23 protein-coding genes are annotated in these 22,842 nt (G+C 30.3%); 8 read left to right on the top strand and 15 right to left on the bottom strand.

Annotated features, from left to right (window positions below; translation table 11 throughout):
- Window positions 1-8 precede the first annotated feature (8 nt).
- The 4 genes from BT107_RS03625 to BT107_RS03640 all read right to left on the bottom strand — a co-directional run bounded on the left by BT107_RS03625 (window position 9) and on the right by BT107_RS03640 (window position 3,588).
- Window positions 9-467, bottom strand: coding sequence for a DUF3806 domain-containing protein (locus BT107_RS03625; RefSeq protein ID WP_072302385.1), 459 nt, complete (start codon window positions 465-467; stop codon window positions 9-11).
- A gap of 11 nt (window positions 468-478) precedes the next feature.
- Window positions 479-889 carry a hypothetical protein gene (locus BT107_RS03630; RefSeq protein WP_072302386.1) on the bottom strand — a complete coding sequence of 137 codons (411 nt, stop codon included), beginning with the start codon at window positions 887-889 and terminating at the stop codon, window positions 479-481.
- A gap of 117 nt (window positions 890-1,006) precedes the next feature.
- Window positions 1,007-1,744, bottom strand: coding sequence for a LytR/AlgR family response regulator transcription factor (locus tag BT107_RS03635; RefSeq protein WP_072302387.1), 738 nt, complete (start codon window positions 1,742-1,744; stop codon window positions 1,007-1,009).
- The gene (locus tag BT107_RS03640; protein ID WP_072302388.1) at window positions 1,741-3,588 is read right to left on the bottom strand and encodes a tetratricopeptide repeat-containing sensor histidine kinase; all 1,848 of its coding nucleotides are present in this window, start codon (window positions 3,586-3,588) and stop codon (window positions 1,741-1,743) included. Before BT107_RS03640 ends, BT107_RS03635 begins: the two co-directional genes overlap by 4 nt.
- A 166-nt stretch (window positions 3,589-3,754) precedes the next feature.
- Here BT107_RS03640 and BT107_RS03645 point away from each other — a divergent pair, with 166 nt between their 5' ends.
- The 7 genes from BT107_RS03645 to BT107_RS03675 all read left to right on the top strand — a co-directional run bounded on the left by BT107_RS03645 (window position 3,755) and on the right by BT107_RS03675 (window position 14,733).
- Window positions 3,755-4,210 carry a hypothetical protein gene (locus BT107_RS03645; protein ID WP_072302389.1) on the top strand — a complete coding sequence of 152 codons (456 nt, stop codon included), beginning with the start codon at window positions 3,755-3,757 and terminating at the stop codon, window positions 4,208-4,210.
- Between the two features lie 54 nt (window positions 4,211-4,264).
- Window positions 4,265-5,077: a hypothetical protein gene (locus BT107_RS03650; RefSeq protein WP_072302390.1), complete on the top strand. Its 813-nt coding sequence runs from the start codon at window positions 4,265-4,267 to the stop codon at window positions 5,075-5,077.
- Window positions 5,078-5,530: 453 nt separating this feature from the next.
- A complete protein-coding gene (locus BT107_RS03655) occupies window positions 5,531-7,165 on the top strand; it encodes a hypothetical protein (protein WP_244543092.1) in 1,635 nt (544 codons plus the stop codon).
- 243 nt (window positions 7,166-7,408) lie between these two features.
- Window positions 7,409-10,492, top strand: a complete 3,084-nt coding sequence (locus tag BT107_RS03660) for a SusC/RagA family TonB-linked outer membrane protein (protein WP_072302392.1) — start codon at window positions 7,409-7,411, stop codon at window positions 10,490-10,492.
- Window positions 10,493-10,512: 20 nt separating this feature from the next.
- Entirely contained in the window at window positions 10,513-12,243 is a 1,731-nt protein-coding gene (locus BT107_RS03665; RefSeq protein ID WP_072302393.1) for a RagB/SusD family nutrient uptake outer membrane protein, read from the top strand.
- Between the two features lie 10 nt (window positions 12,244-12,253).
- Window positions 12,254-13,819 (top strand): PKD domain-containing protein, encoded by a 1,566-nt coding sequence (locus BT107_RS03670; protein ID WP_072302394.1) that lies wholly within the window; start codon window positions 12,254-12,256, stop codon window positions 13,817-13,819.
- A gap of 89 nt (window positions 13,820-13,908) precedes the next feature.
- Window positions 13,909-14,733 carry a sugar phosphate isomerase/epimerase gene (locus BT107_RS03675; protein ID WP_072302395.1) on the top strand — a complete coding sequence of 275 codons (825 nt, stop codon included), beginning with the start codon at window positions 13,909-13,911 and terminating at the stop codon, window positions 14,731-14,733.
- Window positions 14,734-14,743: 10 nt separating this feature from the next.
- Here the strand turns inward: BT107_RS03675 and BT107_RS03680 are convergent, their stop codons facing one another.
- Genes BT107_RS03680 through BT107_RS03690 form a run of 3 tightly spaced genes read right to left on the bottom strand, consistent with a single transcriptional unit; the run spans window position 14,744 to window position 17,473 of the window.
- Window positions 14,744-16,003, bottom strand: coding sequence for an NAD(P)/FAD-dependent oxidoreductase (locus BT107_RS03680; protein ID WP_072302396.1), 1,260 nt, complete (start codon window positions 16,001-16,003; stop codon window positions 14,744-14,746).
- Between the two features lie 2 nt (window positions 16,004-16,005).
- Entirely contained in the window at window positions 16,006-16,314 is a 309-nt protein-coding gene (locus BT107_RS03685; protein ID WP_072302397.1) for a 2Fe-2S iron-sulfur cluster-binding protein, read from the bottom strand.
- A gap of 1 nt (window position 16,315) precedes the next feature.
- Complete coding sequence (locus BT107_RS03690) at window positions 16,316-17,473, bottom strand: cytochrome P450 (protein ID WP_072302398.1); 1,158 nt, start codon at window positions 17,471-17,473, stop codon at window positions 16,316-16,318.
- Between the two features lie 186 nt (window positions 17,474-17,659).
- Between BT107_RS03690 and BT107_RS03695 the strand changes: the two genes are divergently transcribed.
- The gene (locus tag BT107_RS03695) at window positions 17,660-18,487 is read left to right on the top strand and encodes an AraC family transcriptional regulator (RefSeq protein ID WP_072302399.1); all 828 of its coding nucleotides are present in this window, start codon (window positions 17,660-17,662) and stop codon (window positions 18,485-18,487) included.
- 25 nt (window positions 18,488-18,512) lie between these two features.
- Here the strand turns inward: BT107_RS03695 and BT107_RS03700 are convergent, their stop codons facing one another.
- The 8 genes from BT107_RS03700 to BT107_RS03735 all read right to left on the bottom strand — a co-directional run bounded on the left by BT107_RS03700 (window position 18,513) and on the right by BT107_RS03735 (window position 22,725).
- A complete protein-coding gene (locus tag BT107_RS03700) occupies window positions 18,513-19,193 on the bottom strand; it encodes a hypothetical protein (protein WP_072302400.1) in 681 nt (226 codons plus the stop codon).
- A 24-nt stretch (window positions 19,194-19,217) separates the two neighbouring features.
- A complete protein-coding gene (locus tag BT107_RS03705) occupies window positions 19,218-19,670 on the bottom strand; it encodes a hypothetical protein (RefSeq protein WP_072302401.1) in 453 nt (150 codons plus the stop codon).
- 47 nt (window positions 19,671-19,717) lie between these two features.
- The gene (locus BT107_RS03710) at window positions 19,718-20,092 is read right to left on the bottom strand and encodes a hypothetical protein (protein WP_084639100.1); all 375 of its coding nucleotides are present in this window, start codon (window positions 20,090-20,092) and stop codon (window positions 19,718-19,720) included.
- Between the two features lie 27 nt (window positions 20,093-20,119).
- A complete protein-coding gene (locus BT107_RS03715; protein ID WP_072302402.1) occupies window positions 20,120-20,608 on the bottom strand; it encodes a P-loop nucleotide/nucleoside kinase family protein in 489 nt (162 codons plus the stop codon).
- A 38-nt stretch (window positions 20,609-20,646) separates the two neighbouring features.
- On the bottom strand, window positions 20,647-21,273 hold the full coding sequence (locus tag BT107_RS03720) for a DUF1444 domain-containing protein (protein ID WP_084639102.1): 627 nt from the start codon (window positions 21,271-21,273) through the stop codon (window positions 20,647-20,649).
- A gap of 130 nt (window positions 21,274-21,403) precedes the next feature.
- Window positions 21,404-21,604, bottom strand: a complete 201-nt coding sequence (locus BT107_RS03725; RefSeq protein ID WP_072302403.1) for a hypothetical protein — start codon at window positions 21,602-21,604, stop codon at window positions 21,404-21,406.
- Window positions 21,605-21,744: 140 nt separating this feature from the next.
- The gene (locus BT107_RS03730) at window positions 21,745-21,999 is read right to left on the bottom strand and encodes a hypothetical protein (protein WP_072302404.1); all 255 of its coding nucleotides are present in this window, start codon (window positions 21,997-21,999) and stop codon (window positions 21,745-21,747) included.
- 30 nt (window positions 22,000-22,029) lie between these two features.
- Window positions 22,030-22,725 (bottom strand): DUF3667 domain-containing protein, encoded by a 696-nt coding sequence (locus BT107_RS03735; protein WP_072302405.1) that lies wholly within the window; start codon window positions 22,723-22,725, stop codon window positions 22,030-22,032.
- Between the last annotated feature and the right edge of the window lie 117 nt (window positions 22,726-22,842).

Consider the following 22,842-nt stretch of genomic DNA (forward strand, 5'->3'; position numbering starts at 1 on the left):
AATCTTATCTATTTAGATATATTGTGCTTCATTGTTGCCATTATAGGTTCAAAAAAACTGGTCTCTTTAGATACCGTTCTTTTTTGTACTATAGAATAAGGGAACGTTGTATATTCTGGATTTTCATGACGTATACAAATCTCTGCACCATACTCGTCTGTAATATGTTTCCAGTTTGTTTTAAACTCCGTATTTAACACCTCGCCATATGCACTACCAAGACCAAACTCAATCATTCTATCGTTTGGCTTTTCTGCACTGCTAGAATTAAAATCATCTATATTTTCATTTGAAATATATGCAGCTGTATCTGCCAACCAAAGTCCAAAGACTTCTGTTAATAATTTAGCTGTAAATGTGCCGTCAAAACCTGGTACATATTTTTTACAAATTGAATATCCTAAATCTAAATATAGCTCTAGTACATTATATTCGTCCTCTGTTAAATCTCTAAGAGTAGATTGCATATAAACTAGTATTAAAGGTTATTTTCTAATAACTCTATAAGTACTTTTGTTCTTCTGCTTACATCTGGTGCATTACTAACAGGACAATGGTTTACTTCTAAAACACCATCTTTAAAAGTATAAGCATGTGTTGGGTTGTGGTGGTTGTCTCTATTTACAACAACAACTTTTTTAAGACCTTCTTGTAACGCTTCTTTACCTAAATCGTCTGCAGTAATTGCTGTAAAAGCTTCTATAAATGGCTCAAAATAGATTTGTGAGTACGTGTCCATATATAAATGAGTAAAACGATCTTCAAACAAAGTATCCCATTCTACTTCTAAAGGAACATCAAAACCAGCAGCTTTATCTATTTGCTCTTTTAATGCAGGAAGTTTTTCATCTTGGAATTGTTTTGTGATTTTTTTCTCTTTAAGTCCCATATTACTATATTTTAAGGTTATTTTTTTATTTAATACCCTAAAACTATACTAAATATGGTAAGACTTGTAAACGGTTTTACAAGCGTAGTTTTTTGTTTTAAATTCGTTACAATGCAACTATAGATTCGCTAAAAATTGTTTTAAATAACTTTTTTTTCTTGAAGACACAGGCACCTTATCACCGTCTTTTAAAACAATATCGTTTACAACAATAGAGTCTATATATTTTATATTAATTAAGTGAGATTGATGCACTCTTACAAAGGCTGAATCGTTTAGCATACTCTCATAATACTTTAAATTTCTGGCGCTCATAATTTTTTTATTCTTTGTATAAAAAATTGTGTAACTCCCATCAGACTGGCACCTAATAATATCATCCATTACCAAAACGTGCTGCTCCTGTGTTGTTTTAATTAGTAATGTATTTTTTGCATCGTTCTCTTTTTCTTTACTTGTAGTAGTGTTAAGCAAAGTGTTGTATTGTTTTTCTTTTTTATAGGAAGCTTTAAACCTATCCATAGAAGCTGTTAGTTCATCAGAGTCTATTGGTTTTAGTAAATAATCTATAGCATCTATGCGTATTGCTTTTATGGCAAAATCGCTATAAGCCGTAGTAAATATAATTTTAAAGTTTATACTATCTAGCGCATCTAATATGGTAAAAGCATTACCACCAATTAATTCTATATCTAAAAAAACTAAATCTACAGTGTTGCTTTTTAAAAATGTAATTGCATCACTAACCGTATCTATTTTGGCTACAATATCTACTCCTTTTTGAGTATATTGTAGCAGTTTAGATAAGGTGTTTAGTGCATTAAACTCATCTTCAATTATCGCAATTTTTATCATATAAAATAAATTTTAAAAGATACTTTAGTTCCAACTGCTTGTTGTTCTAAATTGTATAAATCTTCTATTTTAAACGTTTTTTCTTCACCTTTTTTACGCAACTTTAATCGTTCTATAAAAATATCTGTAGCGTGTAACTCTGTAGACTTTTTCTGTTCTTTAGCTTGATGTGATCTACCTATACCATTATCTGTTACAACAAAACAAAGAGCATTGTTCTCTTTAAAAATTTGCAATGTTAAAACACCTCCAGATTTTTTATCCTTAAGCCCATACTCTATTGCATTCTCTAAAAATGGTTGTAAAAGCATAGGAGGTACTTTTAAACTTTTTATATCTTGATCCTTGGCAAGGTCTAATTGATACACAAAAGAGTTATGAAAACGCAATTGTTGTGTTTCTATATAGTTCCCAATCATACTAATTTCTTGCTCTAACGCAATTTCTTCTTTACGTACATAATCAAAATTTTGACGAATAAGTTTAGAGAATTTTGCAATGTAGTTTGATGATTTTATAGGATCTTGATCTAATGTTACATTTTGTATTGCAGCAAGCGTATTAAAAATAAAGTGCGGATTCATCTGTACTCGCAATAAACTTTGTTCTAGTTGTGATGCTCTATTTGCTGCCTTAAGTTTTGTTATATACAAATAAGAACCTACTAGAATTAATAGCAATACTAGAGCAACTAAAACACTACCATAAAGCAGCCTGTTCTTTTTATTTAGTTGCTTTTGATATAATAAATCTGCCTCTTTTTCTTTAGCTTGGTACTTAACAGTAGCAAAATGCAATAAACTCTCTGTTTCTTTAGCTTGGTTATCTATCTGTAACTGATCTCTTTGTAATTGGTAATTTAAAGCTTGTTCAGAATTATTACCACGAATAGCAATTGTTATCAGCTTATCTAAAATTTGTATTTGCTCTGGTATATTTTTATTTTGCTGGTATATTGTAAAAGCTTCATTGTAGTAGAGTTTAGCTGTTTCAAAATCGTTATTTACAAAATAAGCGTAACCCAAACCTTTGTATGGTGCACCGTTAATTGCACCTATGTTTTGGTTTAATTTAATTGCTCCTTCTAAAAAGGTAGCCGCAGTTGCATATTTTTCTGTTTCTATATATGTGTAACCTATATTATTAAGTATGCTAACAATGGTCTGCGGAGACTTAGAATTTTGTCCCAATTGCAAGGCTTCTTGGTAAGTTTGCAGTGCCTTGTTGTATTCTTTAAGTTTTAAATAAATACTTGCAATATTTCCTTTTATTGCTATAATAGAAGTTGTGTCTTTCTGGTCTACAAAAATACGATCTGCTTTTTTTATGTATTCCATTGCTTTAGGATAATCTTCCAAACTAAAATGCAACTGAAATAACTGATTGTTCGCCTTTGCTAGTAATCTTTTATCTTCTAATAAATTGGCATTTTGTAAAGCTTCTAAAGCAAATTCTTGAGCTTTTTCTATATTTTTTAATCTTAAATTTGCCGCACTTAAAGTTATTAAACTCCTAGTTTTATTGTAAGTATCTTTTTGTTTTGCAAATAATTCAGTTGCTTTTTGGTGCTCTAAAATAGATTCTACATACAAATCGTTTATGTAATAAATCTCTCCTTTTTTAAATAACAAAAGCGCTTCTTGCTCTGGGGTTATTTCAGGGAAATTAAGTTTTAAACTGTCTAAATTTTGTATGCCTTTTATAGCATTATATTGCGCTAGGCTGTCTGCAATGTCTATACTAGTAGTAAACTCTTTTTGGCTAACATTAGATTGGGTACAACTGTATAGTAAAAAGAATAAAACTGCGTAAATTAAAACTTTACTTAAAAAGCAATATTTCATAAATATGTTATGCTGTTCTTAGAAAAACGAAACTACTGTATTCCTTTTAAAAGAGAAATTATTTTAACATCTAAAATAGCAAATACAAAACAATTAGTAGCACTTATAAAAGGTAATCTAAATTGTATAAAATCAACACTACTTTAGTTTCTTTAAATAAAATAAAATGGATTATACAAAGACAGTAGATGATATATGCATAGGTGGTGGTTTTGAAATAACACACAAAATAGAAGTAACCAAAAAAATTACTCCTAAAATTAGCATTGATGATGCCTATTTTTTAATCTATGACTGGCCAGACGATAAGGAAGGTGCCAATACAACCATTACTATAAGCTTAACGTACTTTTTTGTATTAGAAGATAAAAAGTATGAAATAGGTACTAAAAATACATTTTATGATTATAATGTTTCTAGTTACAAAGACAATTTAAAGAATTGGTTTACTAACGATGTTTATCCTTTAATTGTAAAAAGAGCTTTAGAAATTTCTAAAGAAAAATTAGAAGAAGAATTTGGGGTTTCTTTAACTAATACAACACCTTTTGACACACAAGAAACCAAAGCAAAAAGACTAGCTAACAAAGCTTTAAAAAGCTGTTTAATAGATACTGTTTAAACAACGAACACTACCTATTTAGAACCGAAGTAAAAATTAAATTACCATATAAAAATGAAAAACGATTTACTAAAAAAACAAGAGACTTTATACGGTAATTTAAACTTTGCTACAGAGATAAAAAAGGACAACATTGGAATTATAAAGCATTTTATAGCGAGTGAAAAAGAAGCGTACGAAAACAATTTTCAAGGGCAATTTTATCCTTCATATCATTACGAGATTAACAGAGTAATGAGTACTAAAATGCTTAAAATTTCTGATGAAGATATTTACCTAGCATTTTATTACCAACTTAAATTAGGAAATATATACAAGCCTTTAGAAAAGCATTACAGCTTATTTTTAAAAGCTGTTGCACATAATATTGAAGATAACGATTTAGAAAACACTTTTTTAACCGCAGATATTTTATATCTATTGTTTGGCATAAAAAACAATGAAAACTCAGATTCTATATATGATGTGCTTTATAATGATTATGTAGATCTTTTAAAATTTACAGGGCTTTGCAATAGCTATACCACCTACCCTAACCTTAGAAAAAAGCACGCACGTTTCTCTCCTTTTTTAAACAACAAAATACTAGTAAATCGCATAAAAAATGGGTTCGACTATTATTTTAAAAGTAGTTTTTTAACAGCTGGGTCTCTATTATTACTGCTGCTAGACACTAATACAGAGTCTAAGACTGTTTTGTTAGACTTACATAATAGCAACTTAAAAAACACCGATGTTTGGTTTTTAGGTAGCTTTTATATGGATTTTAAGAAAACAGAAGCGAACAAACAACTTTTAAAAGATTTGTATAGCAAATACCCTAAAGAATGGATAGATGAATACCAGAAAACAAATTGGGATTTATAATTATCTAAGTTAACTTTTATTTAAAAGAAGGTTTTAAAGTAATCCTCTTTTTTGAGTAGCAACATTTGCTATTTTTATTTTTAATACCATATTGTGTACTTGTTTCTGTATTCCATTTTACAGTAAAACTATCTGTAAACAGTGCATACACTTCTTCTTCGTTAATTTATATGTCTATACTCAACTCATAATTAATATTAACTAAAAAGGCAATAAATTAACTAGACAAAAACTAGACAAACACATATTACCCGCAAGTTACAACTAGACTTACCTTAATTTTTACCTACTTTTATTTCCTGTAAATTTTACAATCAACCAAACCAATTAACATTTTATTACTAAACCAGGACTAAAACAATACGCTATAAAAATTTTTAACTACGTATTTAAGCGCTTAAATAAATAGGAAAATATTAAAAATAGCAGCAGAAAATAGCAAATTTATATTTTATGATGTTTTCAACACTTAAACTAAAAACCGGAGTAAAAACAGCAATCTTAATTTTAATTCTGTTTAACCTAACAAGTACTTACAGCCAAAACAATAGACAAAAAGAAAATATTTTAAAAACAGCCAGAGAATTGGCTCACAAAAATCCTGATAGTTCTGCTTATTATTTTAATCAAAAAATAGAGTTAGATCTTAAAAGCAGAGATACTATTTCTGCCATAAAAACTTTAAAAGAACTATCAATTTTATACTCTCATAATTTAAACTACAGCAAATCTTATGATGGGTACTGGAAAGCACTTTTATTAGCCGATAAAATTAAGGAGAACAAATTAACTGCAGACATATACCAAGAAATTGGTTGGTTATATAGTTTTTACAAACGAGATGATAAAGCCTTAGAGTATTTTAATAAGAGTATTAAACTTAGAAAAAAAGAATTTGCTAAAAATGAGTCTAATGCCCACTTTATAGCTAGTGATTATTTTTCTATTGTAAACCTACACAGATGTAATAAGGACTATAAAAAAGCTACACAATACTTAGACTCCTGTATTTTCTATCAATCAAAATTATATCCAAAAATAACTAGTTATTATATTATTGCAGAACAAGCATATTTAGATGCTGTTAATGGTGATTACGACCTTGCATTAGAAAAACTAAATCGTTGTAAAGAGCATTATAAAACTAAAGATAAAACTTACCTAGTAGTTATATACAGCCTTACTGCGGATGTTTATAGAATGATGAAGGAGTACGACAAAAGCATCTTAGAATATAAAAAATCTATAAGTCTATCTGAAAATAGTAAAAGTCATTTAAACTATAAGCTAAAAGCTTATGAAGGTCTTAAAGATATTTATCTAGATTTAAAAAATTACAAAGAAGCATATTATTACCTAGATAAAGTAACCACACTAAATAATAGAATATTTGGTATTACTAGTGAAAACAGTAAGCATCTTTTAGAAATTAAAGATAATTATAGGCTAGAAAAAGAAAAACAAGAAGATGCGCTACAAGAACAATTAATTGCAAATTATGAGCAAGAAGATAAAATATGGCTTTTAAAGTCAATTATTTTAATAATACTTATAATATCATTGCTTTTTTACGGCGTTGTTTTAATAAAACAAATAAAAAACAAACATAAAAACGAAAAGCAAATAATTGCCGAAAAGCAAAAGTTAAAAACTCAAAAAACAAACGAAGTTTTAGAGTTAAAAAACAAAGAACTTACCCAAGCTGCATTACGATTAATAGAAAAAGATGAATTTATTGCTGGTTTGCACAAAAAAATAGAGAGTGCAGGAGATACAGTAAATAAGAAAGTTATTTTAAGAGCTCTTAAAACGTTTCAAGGAACTCCTAGTAAAAACTGGACAGAGTTTGAAGCTAGATTTACTACCATAAACCAAAGCTTTTACGAGAATCTTAGAATTAAGTTCCCAGAGCTTAGTCAAACAGATCAAAAAATTTGCGCCTTAGTTCGGTTAAATTTTCCTAGTAAAGATATGTCTAAGCTATTAGGCATTTCAGTAGAAAGTGTACACACATCTAGATATAGATTAAGAAAAAAACTAGGCTTAAAGAGAGAAGATAATCTAGAAGATTTTATAAGTAGGTTTTAAACAATAAACCACAATCCAAGCTGAGTATAAGTTCAGAAATAAAAGAACTTACTGTATAAAATTGAAATCATAAAATGCTGATGTTAAAGACTTAACAATAACAAATAAAAATAAATTGTTCATAAGAAGTCTAGTTAAAACAGTCTTTTAGCACCTTTTGTTTAGTTCTAGTCTAGTTAAAATAACACACATATAGGTTAATATAAACAACATTTGTAAGTGATTAACTTAAACAAACTATTTATGAAAATTAAAATTAATTTAACAAGAAGGCTGAAACCCAAATTACTCGTTTGGGCGCTGTTCTTCAGTTTTACCTTTGGGTATGCGCAAACTAGTGAAATTAAAGGTACTGTTATAGCCGAAGGTTTTCCAATTGGAGGCGTAAATGTAATAATTAAAGGTACAATTAACGGTACTTATACAGATTTTGACGGTAACTATACAATTAAAGCAGAAAAAGGAAGCACACTTCTTTATAGCTATGTTGGTTATAAAACCAAAGAGATTTTAATAACAGATCAAAAAAACATTAATGTAACCTTAGAACCAGATGCTGCTGCTTTACAAGAGGTTATTGTTATTGGATATGGTACACAAAAAAAGAAAGAAGTTACTGGTGCTATTGTTAGCGTTAGTAATGATGTAATAGAAAAAACAGCTACATCAGATCTTGGTACTGCTTTACAAGGGCAAGTTGCTGGTGTAAACATACAAGCTAGTAGCGGTAGACCTGGAGAAGCTGCTAACGTACAAATTAGAGGACTTGGTTCTGTAAGCCCTAATGCATTAGGTCCATTATACGTTGTAGATGGTATTCCTTATGAAGGCAACCCAAATATTTCTCCAGAGCTTATAGAAACTGTAGACATTTTAAAAGATGGCGCTGCGGCATCTATATATGGTACAAGAGCATCTAATGGTGTAATACTTATTACAACCAAAAAAGGAAAATCTGGGAGTGTTAAAGTAGATTTTAGTACTTACACAAGTATACAAGATATTACTTCTGGTACGCCGTTAATGAATACGCAACAACAGATCTATGCAGAGAATGTTATGCTTAAGGCTTTAGGTCGCGATCCGTTAATATTCTTTTTTAACCCTAATGCTTTAGATTATGATTCTAATTTTGTTAAGGATGTTCAGAATGATGGCGCACCTATAAGAAATTATAGTTTAGGAGTTTCTGGTGGTAGTGAAAATTTAACTTTAAGTTTTAATACAAACTACTTTAACCAAGAAGGTGTATTAGTTAACTCTGGGTTTGATAGGTTATCTACACGCTTTACAGGAGAGTTTAGAAAAAATAAATTCAAAGCATTTGCTACTATTGGGTATACTAACGAAAATAGAGAGCAAGAACCTTGGGGATTGTATGAGTATTCTATATCTCAAAAACCTTGGCAACCACCACTAGATAATTTAACAAATGTTGGTGGTAATGGAGTTCAAATACCAGTACGTAACGCCATTTTATATAGTTATTTATCTCAGCAACTAAATAATGAAGATGAGCGTAAATCTACTAGCGTAAACATTGCTGCTAATTTACAATATGAATTTTTTGATGGATTTACGTATAAAATAAATCTTGGTAGAAACACGTATGATTATAGACGTTTTTTCTTTCAACCACAGTATTTGGTTTATGATAATGATGGTTTAAACGCTACTGCATCTAGAGAAAATGCAAGACTAAATGAAGATTTTCTATTTACAGAAAGAAATGTAATTGAAAATATGTTCACTTATAAAAAATCTTTAGGAAAACATAATTTAAACTTTTTAGCTGTTTTATCTTATGAAGATTTTAAATCTAAAGCATTAGGTTTAGGTGTTAATTTTAGTGAAGAATCTGGTAACAGTTCTAAAACATTAGGTTCTGGTAGTGATCCTATAGCTCCTACGTCTTATATAGATGAAAGAAAATTAGCTGGTAAATTAGGAAGAGTACAGTATAATTTTGATGAAAAATACTTGCTTTCTGCAAGTTACAGAAGAGATGGTTCTTCTCGTTTTTCAGAAAAAAATAGATATGGCGACTTTTTTGGTTTCTCTGCTGGTTGGAATCTGCATGAAGAAAATTTCTTAAAAAATGTATCGTTTGTAAACCAGTTTAAACTTAGACTCAGTTATGCAGAATTAGGAAACCAAAACATACCATCATACTCATACATCCCTTCTATAGAAAGTGGTGTTAACTATCCTTTTGGTGGTAACGAGTCTTTAAGCTTTGGATTAACACAAAGAAGGTTTGTAGATCCTAATATTAAATGGGAAACAACTATATCTAAAAACATTGGTTTAGACCTTACTTTATTAGACAACAAGCTAAATATTACAGCAGACGTTTACCAAAACGATAAAAATGATATGTTACTAGAGGAGCGTTTACCAGCATCTGTAGGTACTTATCATCCTAACTCTAATGTATATGATACTAAGGTTATTAACGCGGGTAATATGGTTAATAAAGGTATAGAATTAGCTGCTAGCTTTAAAAACAGATCTAAAAAAGGAGATTTTGGATACACAGTTAGCGCTACGTTTACTAAAAATGATAACGAGGTTACCAACCTTAATGGTACTTCTAGAGGTTATGGTAACGGAACTCCTTCTACTGTATTAGGTGGCAATACAGATTTTACTACATTTTTAGCTGAAGGTTATGAGGCAGGTTCTTTTTTCTTAGTGCAACACGCTGGTGTTATTAAAACACAAGATCAGTTAGATGCCTATAAGGTAATTGACAAAAGTGCACAGCTAGGAGATATGATGTATAAAGATATAGATGGTAACAATGTTATTGATGATAATGACCGTGTGTACTCTGGATCTGGACAAGCAGATTTTGAGGCTGGTTTAAGTTTAAATTTAGATTATAAGAATTTTGATTTTTACATTCAATCTTACTTTTCTAAAGGAGCAGAAATTTATAACGGAGCTAGGTACTACGCATATACACAAGGTAGACATTATGAGCAATTTTATATGTGGAGTCCTCAGAATCCAACTTCTGATGTTCCTACAGACAGACAAAACTCTATACACAACAACGTAAGATCTAGATCTGATTACTTTTTAGAAGATGGCTCTTACTTTAGAATTAGAAATATAAGTCTTGGTTATACTCTTAAAGACATACCAGAATTAGGATTAAACTCAGCAAGACTATACATCTCTGCAACTAATCCATTTACGTTTACAGAATACACAGGTTATGATCCTGAGGTTGGTGGCGATGGTATATTTACTAGAGGAATTGATAAAGGTAACTACCCAGTTGCAAGACAATTTTTACTTGGAGTGCAATTGCACTTTTAATAACTGATTAATTTACAATTATGAAAATATCAAAAATACATTTAGCTATAGCAACATTAGTTTCTATACTTATATTCACAAGCTGTAATGAAGACAGGTTTTTTGATCAAGAAAACCCAAACGCTATTACTTCTGAAACTTTTTGGAATACACAACAACAGTTTAATAGCGGATTAACCACAGCATATGGTGCTCTTCAGTTTCAGAGCATAAGTGGTGGCGATTTACAATTCGAAATGGCTCTAGGAGACATTGCTGGTACAGAATCTTGGTACAGACCAACAACTTTTAGAAATTTAACGTATACAGATGCTACGTATTACGTTACCGATAAATGGAATGAACTTTATATTGGAATATTTAGAGCAAATCAAATCATAGAATTTATAGAGCAGGCAGATGATGCTAACTTTATAGGCAACAGCAAAGCAGAGATTGAAGCGCAAGCAAAATTCTTAAGAGCTTTTTTCTATTTTCAGGTAGCCAATACTTACGGTGGTGCTATTTTACACACTAGTATTCCTAAAACAGATGAAGAATTAAATAAACCTATGTCTAGTATTAGCGAGGTTAACTCTACTGTAATAATTCCAGATTTATTATTTGCACAAAGTAATTTACCAACATCTTGGGGACCAGATGATACTGGTAGAGTTACTTGGGGAGCAGCAACTTCTTTGTTAGGTAAAGTATATTTATATGCAGAAGATTGGCCAAATGCAGTTACACAATTTAGAAATGTAATTAATTCTGAGTTATACCAATTAACTCCTAATATAATGGACAATTATACAGACGAAAACGAATTTAATAGCGAGTCTATTTTTGAAGTAGCCTACTCAGCAGATCTTAGTCCGGGTGTATCTGGTGGTAATGTAGATGATACTCCTGGTACTACAGGTGCAGAAGCTTCTAATATGGCTACAGCTTTAGGTCAGTTAAGTTTTGGAGCTTTTAATACTCTTTTACCAACATACTATTTACACGAGCTTTTTACAAATGATGAAGTAGATTCTACAAACCCAATTAATGATGGTAATACGTGGTCTAAAAGAATGAATTCTAGTATTGTACCTATCAACGGTGAAGGCTTGTATTACGGGTTAGAAATAGGAGAAAAAGGCGGTTGGGCTTTTGGACAAAGTGCTTACATAAAAAAGTTTACCAATTGGTACAGCTTAAAGGCAGAAGATAGTAACAATAGATCTGGTATTAACTTTAGACATATAAGACTTGCAGATGTATACTTAATGTATGCAGAAGCTGTAATTAATAATAGTAACGACTTTAATACTGCTATTACATATATAGACCTTGTTAGAAGCAGAGCTGGTGTAAAAACATTACAACAGTATATGGATGAAAACGGAGGTATGTTTCCGCAATTACACATAAGTAAACAAGTACATGGTACACAACCAATGGTTACTGCATCTCCTAATACGGTAATGACACATATACAAAGGGTAGAAAGACCTTTAGAGTTATGTTATGAAGGTCACCGCTGGAAAGATTTGGTAAGATGGGGAATTGTTAAAGAAGTATTTACAGAGCTTAGAGCAGATGAAGTATGGAGAACTGAACATTTAGCAGAATTAGAAATAGATAACAACGGTATAGCTCCTTTATTTATTAAAGAGCGTATAAGGCCAGATTTCTTTTTATCTTCTGGTAATTATGATTCTGCTACACACGATTACTTGCCTGTACCTGCGCAAGAATTACAAACAAACGACAATTTTAACGACTAAATAACACAACATGAAACATATATTAAGACCTAAATTAATGGGGTTGGCTTTTATGTCTTTTCTCTTTATTGCTTCTTGTAGTGAAGACGATACAGAAAACTTAACAGAGCCTAGTCATAGGATAGTACTAACTTCTGAAATGGATTTTGAAAACAAAGTAGAAATTAACAACAGTATTACTTTTGGTGATGCATCTCCTGGTGTAGTGTCTAGAGAATGGAATTTTCCTGAAGGCGCAGCAAATGTTACTACATCTACAGAGCAAAATGTAAAAGCAGTATTTAAAAAAGCAGGAATACATAATGTAACTCTTAATCAAACTTTTAAGAACGATGCTTACGTTGGTACTAAACTTAAAGGCAAAGAGTTAGACACAACAATTGTTGTAACTGTTTTAAATCCTGTAAAAACATCTATTATAGCTAACTACGTAAATCCAGACGGTACTTTAGGTGCTGCTCTAAATATTAGCGAAAACGCAGAAAACGAGGTTGTAGCTAGCAGATCTGTACAGTTTTCTTATGTCGTAGACGGTGAACCAGAAAGTTTTATTTGGAATATAGAAGGTGGCGATCCTGAAACTTTTAATGGTGCAGATACAGAGGTTAATGTTAAGTACAAAAGACAAGGTATTTACGATCTAAGGTTTGCTGCAACAAGACAAAGACCTTTTGGTGGAGACACAATTTCTTTTAAAAACTTAATAAAAGTAATACCATCCACAGACCCTGTTGACTTAGAAAAAGTTGCAGATAAAGACGGTTCTATTGCACTTGTATTTAGTAGAGAAATGGATGAAGCATCTATAAACCCTGCAGACTTTAATGTAACAATAACGAATAACGATGTAGATATACCTAATACAATTGGGTCTGTTTCTGTAGATAGCAATGAGGGTAACGTTGTAATAATTACATTAGATGGCACCACTATTTATAATAACGACATTGTAAAAGTGAGCTATACTAAAGGTGATTTACAAACATTAGATGGTGTAGCTGCAGATAGCTTTGTAGACAGTCAGCTTATATTTGATAAAGTAAATATTTTAAAAGAAGCATCAGATTATGATTATAGTTTTGAAAATTCTACTGCATCTAACTGGCCATATATGAATTGGGGTGCTCCTTGGGATGCTTATAGCTTAGAAATTTCTAGTGACCAAGCTCAAGACGGTACTAACAGTGCTTATATAGAAATGGATGCTGCTGGCGGAATGATTATTGGACACAGAACAACTGCTGGTGAAGACATTACTTTTCCTGTAGAAGCGGGTAAAACGTACGAAATTGGCGTATGGGTTTACGTAACAAGTTTAGGTAACAATAATGCTGCTGGTTTTGATCCGGATTTACGTTTCTTTTGGTTTCCAGATACAGATTGGGCCGTTGGTGGTAACCCAACTTTTGGCACAGACTTTTCAGTAGGCGAATGGGTATATAGCTCTACTTTTGTTGAGTTTAGCACAACTGGTGATAAAACTTTTCAGATAAGAGGTTATAACCAAGATAATGCTGATATAATTAGTTTTTATATGGATAACTTAAGTGTTTCTGAAGCTTCACTAAGACCATAAAGAACAACTATATTTTTTAAAACTTGCTCTTGTTTATTACGCCAAACAAGAGCAAGTTTTGTATTTTTATAACTCATACTTTTTATTAAATGAAACTAAAATATGTGTGTCCGTTTTGGGGCCAAGAAGGTACAACTGCTAAAGAGTTTATAAGTAAAGTTATAAATGCAGGTTACAATGCGGTAGAGGTTAATATACCAGCAGACAATAACTTTGAAACCGAACTAAAATCTGTTTTAAACGACTCTAAACTAGACCTTATTGGTCAGCAATGGTTGCAACCATTAAACCAGTCTGCCAAAGAATATAGTAAACGGTTAGAAGATAGGTTGTATAAACTAGCCGAGTTTAATCCTATTTTTATTAACTCTCATACTGGTAGGGATTTTTTTAAGTTTGATGAAAATTGTGATATCTTAGAAACTGTTTTTAAGTTTGAAGAAAAAACAGGTATTTCTGTTTACCACGAAACACATAGAGGTAGGTTTAATTATAGTGCAAAAGCAACTGAAGACTTTATACAAAAGTATTCAAATTTAAAACTTACAGGAGATTTTTCGCATTGGACAGTAGTATCAGAAAGCTTACTAGAAGACCAAATACTATCCTTAGAAAAAGCAATAAACAACACAGAATATTTACACGCTAGAGTTGCAGACACACAAAGGTCACAAATAAATTATCCTTTCTCAGAAGAAAACAAAATATACTTACAAACCTTTACCAACTGGTGGAAACAAGTTATTGCAAATGCACAAAACTCTGATAAAGGCACTTTTTATATTTGTCCAGAATTTGGTCCAAATCCGTATATGCCATACCAACCAAACACCACTACTCCATTGGTTAGTCAATGGGATTTAAATGTAAAAATGATTGAGTATTTAAAACAACAAAACCTTTTAGACAAATAAGCTTTTATCTTTATAAAAAAGCAACAGCAAACTCTTTTGATAAAGGAATACTAGCATCTGCTAGTTTTTCTTTATCTACTTTTTTTCCTTCTTTTATAAATTTTGTTCCAAAAACATATGCTTTTGTATGGTTTATAGCATTTACAGCTAATAATTCATCATTATTAAAATACCAAACCGATATTACATTTTCCTTATCCTGCTCTTTTCTAACTACAATATCTGTATAGTTATCTGCTAAGCCAACTATTTGAAACTTTACGTTATATTGATCTGACCAAAACCAAGGAATAGTATTATAGTTTAAAATAGCACCACAAATGTTAGCTGCTATTACTTTAGATTGGTCTACTGCATTCTGCACAGATTCTAATCTTACATACGTTTTGTAATGTAAATTATAATGATAACTACAATCACCCACAGCATATATATCTGGATTACTAGTTTCACCTTTATTGGTAACAGATATGCCATTATTTAGAGTTAACTCAGCCTGTTTGGCAAGGTCGGTATTTGGTACTACCCCTACTCCTAAAACAATAACTTCTGCTGTAAAATAAGATTTGTCTGTACAATAAACCTTAGTTACATTAATACCATTCTCTAAAGTATTTTCAACTTTATTTACTTCTTTATTTTCAAAAATTTGAACTCCATTTTTAGTGTGTAAATCTCTAAAATAATCTGATATTACAGTTGTAGCTACTCGTTTTAAAATTCTAGATTCACGCTCTAAAACTACCACCTCTGCTCCTATCTTTTTTAAAGATGCCGCAGTTTCTAACCCAATATATCCACCGCCAATAATTACTACTTTTTTAGTTTTACTAGCATTAAAAGCCTTTTTAATTGCTACAATATCTGCTGCTGTACGTAAACAAAAATAAGAAGCGTTAGCTTGTAAACCTGTTATTGCTGGTATTATAGGTTTAGCACCAGTTGCAAGTACTAATTTTGTATACTCAATTTTAGTTTCATCATCTAAAACCAAATAATTATTTGCAGCATCTAAACGGACTACTTTTTTGCCTAATAGTAGTGTTATATCATCTTTTTTATAGCTTTCTACAGGTTTTAATAAATTTGTAGTAGAGACAGCATCTGTTAAGTATGTTTTAGATAAAGGAGGTCTGTGATATGGTAACTCTGGGTCTGCATCTATTAAAACAATTTTACCCAACCATTTTTCCTTTCGCAAGTTAAATGCAGTATTTACACCTGCGTGACTTGCTCCTATGATTACGCAAATATCTTTAGAAGTACTCATACCTATTTTGCTACGGTAAGAACAACATTATCTATTGCATCTGATACTGAAATTTGACAACAAAGCCTGCTATATTCATTGGCATCATCTGCTAACTCTAGCATATCGGTTTCTATTTCACTTGCTACACCAACCTTATCTACATCTTCTGGCGCAACAAATACGTGACAAGTAGCACAAGAACAAACACCACCACAGTCGCCATCTATACCTTGTATATTATTATTTACTGCCAACTCCATAACAGAACCCGCAGTAGCTTCTACAGTTATTTTTTCGTTATTACTTGTTATAAATGTAATTTTTGCCATCTTATCTTTTCTTAAATGTTGCTTTTAAAGAGTTGTACCCAACTTTACGGGTAAACTCTCCTAAATTTTCTATATTTTCTTCAGCTTCTAAAACAGTAATATCACCTACTTTTTCTGCTAATAATTTTAATGTGATTCTCATAATTTGTCTAGCGTGCGTAGCGCCTAAGCAATTGTGGTGACTAAAACCAAAACCAACGTGTGGGTTAATTTTTCGGTCTAAAACAATTTCATTAGCATTCTCAAAAACCTTCTCGTCTCTATTAGCAGAAGCCCAACATAATGATATTCTACTATCTGCTTGTACAGCGTGCTCGCAAACTGTAGTATCTTCTGTTACTACGCGCCCCATATGTGTTAGTGGTGAAAAATACCTTACAAACTCCTCTACCGCATTATTAATAATTTCTGGTGTTGAATGTAACTGTTCTAATGCTTCTTTATTTGCAGAAAAATAACTTATACTATTAGTTAGTGCATTAATTACCGTATCTCTTCCGCCAGCAAAGGTTAATATTAAAACACCTTTAACTTCTTCCTTTGTAAGCTTTTTGCCTTCTACTTCTGCGGCCAACAATGTGCTATATAAATCGCCTGATGGGTTTGCAATAGCCTTATCTATTTCTTCATCTATATAATTATACAGAATAGCTGCTTTATCACCGTCTAAAGCTTCTCCTTCGCTTCTAAATACGTGAGTTCCCCAAGAAATCCATTTAACTGATTTGCTAAAGGGTACGTTTAATAAAAGAGTTAATGCTCTAGACTGTATTACCAACGCTAAATCTGTAACAACATCTACCTTATCTCTAGACAAAACATCGTCTAAAACTGTACTAATAATAGTAGTTAATTCTTTTTTATAAGCATCTTGTAACGGTCTTTTAAACCAAGCATCTAGCAGAGATCTATATTCTTTATGCATTGGTGGGTCTACCTCAAAAGGTATTTGGCGTGTGGTACGTATATTTACCTCAGAAGGCACAACAATACGACCTGGAACAGCTTCTGAAGAAAAAGATTTGTAGTTATGGGCTGCCTTACGTACATCTTTATGCTTTAAAAGCATAACAACCGGATCTCCTTGATCGTCCATTTTTCCTATTCCAGATTTTTCTCTCTCTTCTTTAAAAGCATCTGCAAATTCACATTTACCCATAAGTATTGTTTTTGTTGTTTATAGACCAAAACAAATATCTGCCTTTACTTAGATATATAAATTCTCTATTTCATCAAAAAAATAAACTATTTTATCAGCATTTAATTTAAATAAAATATTAATCAATTAAATAAGCTATATTTAATTGATTTTTAAGAGTTATTTACTAATAATATTTAGCATTAAATGAAGCCTATATTAGAAACAATTCCGTTAGGAGTAGAAAAAAGTATTATAGCTTTTAACTACATAAATAAAGATTTTGAAACCCCTTGGCATTTTCATCCACAATTAGAACTAACCTATATTGAAGAAAGCTATGGAACAAAATTTATAGGTGACTATGTTGGTGCTTATGAACCAGGAGAAGTAGTTCTAATACAATCTAATGTACCACATTGTTGGACAAACGATAAAAATACAACAGCAAATTCTAATTCTTATGTTGTACAATGGAACAAAGATATTTTTACAAAAACACCTGAATTACAAGAGTTAAGCACCTTATTCCATTTAGCCTCTAAAGGCTTAATTTTTAATGTAAATGAGTGTAAAACACTTGTTCCTTTGTTCAAAAAAATTATAACAGAAGAAGGAAGCAGCTTGTATGTATCTTTACTGCAACTCTTATTAAAGTTAACAACTATTGAACATAAACCGTTATCTAACAGTAGTTTTACAAAAAACATATCTAACGAGTATACTAGCAAAATATCTAAAATTCATTTATTTATAGCTGAAAATTATAGTCGAAAAATTTACTTAAAAGAAGTAAGTAAAGAGGTAAATATGTCTGAGCAATCTTTTGCTCGGTTTTTCTTGAAAATTATGGGCAGAACTTTTTTTGTTTTTTTAAACGAATACCGCATAAATATAGCTACTAGAATGTTACTACATACCAATAAATCTGTGTCAGAAATTGGTTATGCCTGCGGATATGAGTCTCTACCTTTCTTTTTTAAAAAATTTAAAGAAATACACAATTCTTCTCCTGGCAACTATAGAAAAGGCTAAAATAAATTAATTGGTTAGTATCTAATTATTTTACAAAATGCCATTCAAAATTATTGAATTTTTGAGAAGAAAAAGTAGTCATTAACTTTGTAAGTTCTTCTATAGACTCTATATCTATTTCGCACTTATCTGTATCTAAAACAAGTTTTTTACTTTGTTTAAACTTCTCCTTAAAATCTGAATTTTTAGTAAGTTCTTTTAGCTCTTGTAAATTACAAGAATTTATATGTTCTGTTTCTTTTAGATATCCTTTCTCCTTAGTGTTTATGTGTTCCTGACTCGTTTTAACTAAGGAATAAAATTTCTTGGCAACAATTTCTCCTATTCGTTGTAATCTATTGTTATTTATAACATTACCATATAAATTGTAGTTATCTACATTGGCACTTATGTATTTTACATCTTTCGTTTTTAAATACTTCTTAAAGTTTTTATCGTATAAATTATGTAACTCTTTATTGTATTTATCTAGAAGATCATCGTTAATTAAATCATCTATATAAACGCCATTAAAATTTACCCAAATAGGTGTAGATGCTATTAATTCTATATGAATATTTATATAATTACTAGCTTCATCAGATGCTTTAAAATGATACTCGTATGCCAACGGAACTTCTTTAAATGGAGTAAAATTAAAATCGGTTTGAAGAAATTTAAAGTGTGTTTCTACAGCGTATTTAACTTCATAAAGTAAGCTATTCATAAAAAACAATTTTTAGCCTGTATACTAATATTCTTCAATAGTTGTAATTATTCCGTTTCTATAAAAAACTCCTATAACATCAGTGGCATTGGAGTTTATTGACTCTAGTGATACCTCAAAATCTAAACTTTTACCATTCATTGAGTATATTGCAGCTAGATAAAAATCTTGTTTCCAATTTAGATGTTTCTCAATTTTTCCGCAATTACCTTTAGCTATCTCTACCTCTAACTTTGAAATAAATTTGGTCTTCCAATTCTCTATTAATTGACTCGCGAAATTTAAATGGTTTGCAAACGGACCAGATTCATTTCCTTCTAAAAAAATAGAAGTTTCTTCTGCTTTAGGCTCTAATGATACCGTTGTAGACCAAGAATAAATTTTAGTCTTGTCTTTTCCTCTAACACGGTCACTTGTAATTTTACCTAATATAGGGTGAGTAATAGTCTTTTTTTTACCAAGAAAAAAGTCAAGCATAGTTGTTTGTTTCTAAGATTTAAAGATAGATTTTATTTGGTAAAGAATTAACTCTCTAATTCTTTCATTTTTTTAAGTATTAGCGGTACAAACAATGCAAATTTAGCATTAAAATCTTCTTGAGATGTTGCCTTGTTCATAGTTTCAACCATTGTAGACCAAGCTTTATGCAATGCATCTTCTATAGTCGTGTTATTTTCTGCAAACTCTATATTTAAAGCTTTTAAAAGGGGTAATGTATCATTATCTTCATAAAAACCAGATTCTTTTACCATAAAAAACACTTTTTCTAGTGTTGCTTCTCCTTTTAATAAATCTGTTACCGCTAAATTTCCTTTGTTAGCTCCCACAAGCTCAAAAGTATCTATCATTAAGTTTTGTACTTGTGGGTCTATATTTTCTTTTAAACGTAATTCGCTCATCAATTATTTATATTTTAAAATTTGCTGTTACTCACTAATAACAATTCCGTTTTTCATTTCTTCTTTGCTTGGTTTTTGAAACCAAGTTTCCATAAAATCAAAATTCTCTTTACTTACTTCAAACTCAAACGTATCTCCTTTTTCAGCATTTCGTTTCATTACTCGGTTTAGCCTAGTTTCTTTAGAAATATCTAAAAAGTGAGTTTTAAGCTGGTATCCATTAATCTCTGCAAAATTTCTAAACTTTTCTCTGTGATCATATTTAGAAAGACCAAGGTCTAATATTGCATCTGTTTTAGAAGCTTCTAACTGCTGTACCAAATTCATAATTAGTACTTCTGCCCTATCAATTCTTTCTAAAAACCACTCTAAACCGTCTTCTGGTTTTTTATCGGCAAGAAATAATGCATTATTCCATGTATCAATAGAGAAAATTATTCCGTTTGTTTTACTTTTCAACTCGTTTGCATAAGTTGTTTTTCCGGAACCAGTATTTCCTACTATTAAGTGAATCATTTTTATGTTTTACAAATTATTAGTAAACTTTTTACTTTTTATTCTTCTAACGGTACGTGACCAACAATACTACCTTCTTTAACTACAAAAAGCATATTAGCTATAGGTGCATTACCAAAACTATCGTCTTCCCAAGTGTGCTTATGTAAATATAGAAATGCGTTTATTAATCTTTTATCTGCATCTTTAGAAATAACCATCATACAAGTTCTTCTTGGTATAGATACTAATAATTCTTCTGCTTCTAGCATTTTATGAGCTTTTAGCATATGATTAACAGACAAGATTCTTTCACTAGCAAAATCGGTTCCGCTAGAGGCTAAAGATTTATTCTCTAATGCTTCACAAAATTCGAATTCAGTTTCATAATTTTCTAAGTTAGCAAATGCTTCTTTTAAGATTTCCTGACCATCCTTTTTTTCTAAATCTCTTTTTGTAAGAAAGATAAAATTATCTGGCGTATCGTAACCATAACCAACTACAACTTCTAAATCACCATCTTCATCACTCCCAATTAAATTAGATTTTAGAGCTCCTGCCTTAATACCAACCCAATTGGCAGGCTTTAAAATTGGATAAATTTTATAATCTCCGCTTTCTGCTTGTTCCGCTAATTTTGCTATTTCCTCTTCAGATTTGTCTTTACCTACTATAGTTTTACTCATATTATTTGTTTTAAATTACTTAAACTTATAATGAAATTATAGTAAATACTTTAAGTAATAAAACCCTTTTTATAAGTGTAGCTAACGGTTTTATATTTGATGTTTGTTGAACTAATTTAAATTTTCGCGTTTAATTTTTTTTAGGATTTGGAGTAAGGCTATTGTTCATCCATTCTAATTTTAGTTTCATTTTAGATGATTTCTCCCAGTTAAATTCACTATTACTATCTTCAGAGTCTTGACCGTTTTCTTTTATGTAAATAATCTTATTTTTTTCTCCTAACTCATCATTAGAAAAGTAAATGTTTTCTGATTCCCAATACCCTATCAACTTTAAAATTTTTTATCTACTCCAAGGTAATCGCATTCTTGTGCGTTTCCTAAATAGTACAGTATTACTATTAGTATAAATAAAAAGTGTTTCATTATTGATTTTTTAGTGTTTACACTACTCTATTTTATGCTGATAAATTAATTTCTAGTTTTTAACTCTTCCTTTATTTTTTTCATACTAATGATGTTAATAGGGATCATACTTCCTGTTGAAAAAGCAACCACCATTAATGGTATAAATACACCGTTATTATCTTTTAGTATTAAACCGTATATACATATTGTAAATAACAAAAATACAACCACACTAAGTGCTATGGTTATTGCTTTTGTCATATTTAATTCTCCTGTTAATTTATCTGTTGACTTATCTTTTAGATCTTGTGTTTTCATCTTGGTTTTTATTGTTTGGTTGGTTTGTATTTAAATATACTTTAAAAGAAAAGCTACTAACGCCATTATCATTAAATAAGTAATATTCCCTAAAGCGTATGCAAAAAATGATTTTAAATAATTCTTAATTTTAAATTCTCCAAAAAATTGACCAATAGCCCAAATAATATATATAAAGTAAACTAAAGTGCCAATAAGACCTATTATCGCACTATTTAAAACTGAAGCCAAAAGAATAAAAACTCCTAGAATTATAAAGGATTCTCCTAATACAAATGATAAGAGAATAAAAATTTCATAAATATTATAATTTGTTTTTCTATAAAATAGCTTTATCCAAAATGCAATAAAAACTCCCATTATTAACTGAGAATAGCCAAGATTATTTTGCGACCAATCTCCAATTTCTTTAGATCTTAGTTTTCCTTTTAAGCCTTCAATTTTATCAATATTAAACAGGCTAAAATTAATATCTAATAGACTAATAATTAAAGAAAAAAATAAGGATGTAAAAATTAGAAATATAATTGGTTTTACATACTTTTTTCTATCTTCAAAAAGAAATTCTCTAACCGATTTACCAGGCTTAATCAGTAAATTTTTTATTGTTAAAAAAAGTCCTTTTTCTAAATTAAGTAAACCTTTAATTTCATTGTACAGATAGTCCTTGTCAATCCTTTTTAACTCAGATTTACGCCCTGCAGTATCTCTTAATTCTTTATTCATTATAATTTATTAATCTTAAAAAGTTAAAAGAAAATGCTTTATCATCTACAATATTTCTGTTTAAGTTAAACCTTAATTATTTACTGCTATTAACTATTATTTTTTCTTTTTAGGCAT

This window comes from Cellulophaga fucicola, from assembly GCF_900119145.1.
GTDB lineage: Bacteria > Bacteroidota > Bacteroidia > Flavobacteriales > Flavobacteriaceae > Cellulophaga > Cellulophaga fucicola.